This window comes from Moorena sp. SIO2C4 (assembly GCF_010672485.1).
GTDB lineage: Bacteria > Cyanobacteriota > Cyanobacteriia > Cyanobacteriales > Coleofasciculaceae > Moorena > Moorena producens.
Genome location: NZ_JAAHGN010000619.1, coordinates 1 through 4,431 on the forward strand (window position 1 = coordinate 1; position 4,431 = coordinate 4,431).

The 4,431-nt window shown below is 43.2% G+C and carries 4 protein-coding genes; 3 read left to right on the forward strand and 1 reads right to left on the reverse strand.

Translation table 11 applies throughout. The features are described 5' to 3' along the window. Window positions 1-203 precede the first annotated feature (203 nt). From F6K20_RS25750 to F6K20_RS25760, 3 genes are all read left to right on the forward strand, one after another. Complete coding sequence (locus F6K20_RS25750) at window positions 204-1,043, forward strand: PIG-L deacetylase family protein (RefSeq protein ID WP_287296534.1); 840 nt, start codon at window positions 204-206, stop codon at window positions 1,041-1,043. 311 nt (window positions 1,044-1,354) lie between these two features. Then, window positions 1,355-3,469 carry a nucleotide-binding protein gene (locus tag F6K20_RS25755; RefSeq protein ID WP_287296536.1) on the forward strand — a complete coding sequence of 705 codons (2,115 nt, stop codon included), beginning with the start codon at window positions 1,355-1,357 and terminating at the stop codon, window positions 3,467-3,469. A 4-nt stretch (window positions 3,470-3,473) separates the two neighbouring features. Then, complete coding sequence (locus F6K20_RS25760; protein WP_287296538.1) at window positions 3,474-4,205, forward strand: FkbM family methyltransferase; 732 nt, start codon at window positions 3,474-3,476, stop codon at window positions 4,203-4,205. Here the strand turns inward: F6K20_RS25760 and F6K20_RS25765 are convergent. Next, a partial coding sequence (locus F6K20_RS25765; protein WP_287296539.1) for a hypothetical protein occupies window positions 4,198-4,431 on the reverse strand: 234 nt, incomplete at its 5' end. The two genes, F6K20_RS25760 and F6K20_RS25765, sit on opposite strands and share 8 nt — an antisense overlap.

Sequence of the window (4,431 nt, forward strand, 5' to 3'; positions counted from 1 at the left end):
ATCCCCCTTAAAAAAGGGGGACTTTGAGTATGGCTCCCCCCTTATTAAGGGGTGCTGTGGTGGATCATAATCTTGCGGAAAACTTTGAAAACACGCCCTATGGGGGCACAATCATACTCAGAATCAGCAACGCCTTATTTGAAAGTAAAAGACAGAAGTATTGAACTTCGGCTCAGGGAATAGTGACACGTGACAAGTTAAAAATGAACAATAAATTATCCTTACAAACTCTAGTACGCCAGTTTTATCGTTTTCTAATCCATAGTACTAGAGTTGAGTATGACAGAAATAATCTAAGACGCTCGGCGATTATATTTTCACCCCATCAGGATGATGAAACCCTTGGTTGTGGTGGAACAATTATCCGTAAAAAGCAAGCCGGAGCCGATGTAAAAATTGTTTTTATGACAGATGGATGTCAATCTCATGCTCATCTGATTCCAGAAAATCAGGTAAAATCAATACGTGCTAATGAAGCCTTGGCAGCAGCTCAAAAACTTGGTCTGCAAAAGCATGATGTCAGCTTTTTGGAATTCAAAGATGGAACATTAGATAAAACCCGAAATTTGGCTATCCATAACGTCGCCAAAATTATTCTTAACTATCTTCCTGAAGAAATTTTTATTCCCTACTACAACGATGGGGTATCTGACCATAATGCTACCAATGAAATTGTCGTAGCTGCACTCAAAACAATTAAATTTGATGTGACAGTTTATGAGTATCCTATATGGTTCTGGAATCACTGGCCCTGGACAAGGGTCGAAGGGAGTAAACCAAACCTGGTATCTTTTTTTAAAAAAACTATGATGTCAGGGTTTCGCTTACTGAATGATTTTAGATTATCTGTCTATATTGGTGATGTTTTTGATATCAAACGTACTGCCCTAGACCAACATCAATCTCAAATGAAACAACTCATTGCTCATCCACGCTGGCTAACCCTGAGGGATGTGTCAGAAGGGGAGTTTTTAGACTGCTTTTTTAAAAAATATGAATTATTTCGTCGATATAGTTTGACTCATAATTCTGAAGAGTATTGATGCAGTCGCTCATGGGGAGGGGCTGTGTGCGGAACCTGCGTCCGCACCTTGTAAGCCCCGTGGAAACCCCCAAGACCGCGCTGCATCGCTAGCGATAAATTAGCCAATTTGGCAACTTCATTTAAGATAATAATGAAATCATAAGTAACAAGAGTGTTCAAGATTTTTATCAGTCATATCAGTTCTGGATATATGGGACATCATATATCCATTTGATTTTTTGTTAATCTTGACAATGTCAGCTATCATCTATCAAATATAAAATTCATAAATAGATATTAAACAACACTATATAAACATTAAGTAAGAATATGCAACAATTAAATCCACCAGAAAATTTAGTAAACAAATCCTTCACAGACTCATTCTCAGACAACTGTTGTGCAGGTAAAACCATTGGTACTAAAAGTTCCAGTGGTGCAGTTCGTAAGGGTATAGATGTCGAAAAGCTGATTGGGATTGACAATGGCGCATTACGTCTCCAGCCCCTGCTAAAACCTGCGTGGGGCAGACAGGGGATTGCGTATGGTCCGTACACCCGTACCAATGGACTGGCCTTTGGAGTGTTTCTGAGCAATGGTCATAATACATCCCAGACCGAAAGGATTGAACCCCTAACAGAACGACTTCATCGGTGGATGATTGGTCCTGAGACAGATAAACCGGCTAAACGACTTCTGCGTTGGACTTCCAGTCAGGGAAAAAGCAGGATGCTGCGAAAGCTCCTATGGTGGATTCGTAGTACCTCCAGAATTTCCAAATATTTCAAACCATTTAAATTGCCAAATATTGATGAGAATCTGGCAGTGGGTTGGTTCCCCAGGGAAGTTCCTGTTGACGCGACTGCAGAGGGAAATGCCTTTATTGTTCATGCCACTGGGACAGAAAATGGAGAGTTGTGGACTCGCTTGGGGGGGTATCTACTCTCAGCATTTAGGGGCTTACAAAATCTCCAGGTTTATTACATCGTGGTTTTGCGGGAAAAGGGAGCTGCCTATTATGCTGCTTCTGTTCCTAATGCTCATGGTCTTGCGGCTTACCCTAACATGCGTCCCATTGCTATTGATCCTTTCAATGATGATGCCACAGTATATGCTGGTGTATACCAAAGTATTTTGGGACAGAATGGTTTTGAAGTCGATACGCGAATCTATGGCGCTAATGTAGCCGAAATTTCAGACATCGCCACCTGGTACGGTACAGCTCACGCAGCAGATGACCTGATTGGTGATGGTTTGCTAGATGGTGCTGAAGCGGACAAGGGTGGTTTCTGGAGTGTCTCTCAAGGAAGTTATGAGTTAACAGCTGATGGTGCTAGAGCCACTCAACCGGATAGCCTCGCTATGTTGGAGTGTCCCACACCCTCTGGGCTAATCCATTTGCTGGTGGAAACCTCTACTCAGATAACTGGAGTCCGCATTGTGTGGCGTGTTCAGGATAAAAACCAATTCTGGAGTTTCCTAGCAGACGGGGAGAAATGTCAACTTATGATTCAAGACCATGATAGCTGGGAATGTTTAGCTGTGAGCGATCTATGGTATTTACAGCCAAGAGCGATCAACTCTTTACAGATATTAGATGATGGTAAGACCTTCAGCCTGTACCTCAATGGCCAGTTAGTCTTTAACAAGTGCTTTACAGATACCCGCCTGCAAAACGCTACCGGTGTTGGCATTGGTGGGATTAACCCTAATAATAGTCTGTATTTTCGCTCCTTTGAGGCTCACCCACGCACTATCCCTATTCCTTCCGAACTTGACCTAGGCTCCCCTTGGGTAGTAGAGGGTACCGAAATAGCTATCACTGAAGATTTTGCTGGTGCAGCTGGGGACTTGATGGGAAAAACCACCACTAGTGGTAGCAAAGTCTGGCATCGGAATATTGGGCTAGGGGTAATTAAGCTGACTGGGAATAGTACAGCCAAAGTCCAAGCTGATGCTAAGCATCCTAATCCAGGTCGCACTGCCTACACCATTGATTGGGATCAGCCAGAAATAGCGGATTTACAGGTAGACATTACTCCCCCTGGAACTAGACGAGGACAGGGAGAAAAAGGTCGTGGAGGGTTTATCTTTTGGCAAGATGATGACAATTATATCACTATCAATAACTGGTTAGATGACTGTTACGGTGGTGCTTCAATGTCTTCCTTTTTCTATCTCAATGGCTTTGAAGAATTATTTGATGCTGTCTGGACAAATGTGGGTAAACGCATTTCCTGGGGTGTCTCTCATCGGCTCCGCATGGTTTTTGATGGCATGAATTACATGATATTCATCAATGATGAGCCAGTATTGTATCGTGCCCTGACAGATGTTTATCCAGATGCGGCGCGTCTTAGAATTAATCGAGTTGGGATTGTTGCTAACTGGGAATGGGGCAACGATACAGGAAGTGTATTTCAAAACTTTGTAGCAAAGGTGTAGAGTCATGAATTTAAGCAATCAACAGGTAACCCTTAACCATGGAGTAGGTGCAGGACTAAAATTCCATGGGGATGGTTCTAATCCTGATTTTGCACGTGGTACCTATGAACTTCCACTTCAGAACGCTTTAGCAAGCTGCTTAAACCGTGATCATATCTTCTATGATATCGGTGCTAATATTGGATTTTTTACTATTATTGCTGCGAAGCTAGTTGGGCCATCTGGACAGGTTTATGCTTTTGAGCCAGTCCCAAACAATGCTGACATTATTCGACGGAATGTCGAGCTTAATAGCTTCTCCAATGTTACTGTTTTCCCACAAGCCGTTTCTGAATCAACCGGAACCGGAGAATTGTTGCTGGCCCATCATTCAGGGGGAGCTACTTTAGCTACAGCGGGTACACCTCCAGATCTCAGGGGTGAAATGACAGTTGACCTTGTGTGTATTGATGATTTGGTGTCCCAAAAGACTTTGAAACCCCCAACGGTCGTGAAAATTGATGTGGAAGGAGCAGAAATTAATGTTTTAAGGGGGATGATCCAAACTATTAAAGAGTATCAGCCCATCCTGATTTATGAAGTAGATGATGGTAATCAAGAGTCCTTTAAACTGAAGAATCAAACCATTGAGATTTTTATTGACTCTCTAGGATATAAAATCATGCCCCTGGAACCAGCTTATCCCAATATTCCCTGGTATGTTGGACATGCGATCGCGTTTTCAAAACTTAACTGAAAATGCTATAAGCGCGTTTGTATCTCGGTTGTAAACACACGAATTGCCGAAAAAGGCAATAGGCAATAGGCAATAGGCAATAGGGGAAAGTTGCGTAGGGTGCGTAGGGTGCGTTAGGGGCGGGCTTGCCCTCATGTTCAACCTCGTAGCCAGTGTTGGGGCAGCCCGCCCCGTAACGCACCACCCAAGGGCTAGCGTCATTTTCCGCCTCTTCACGCTTTGTTGA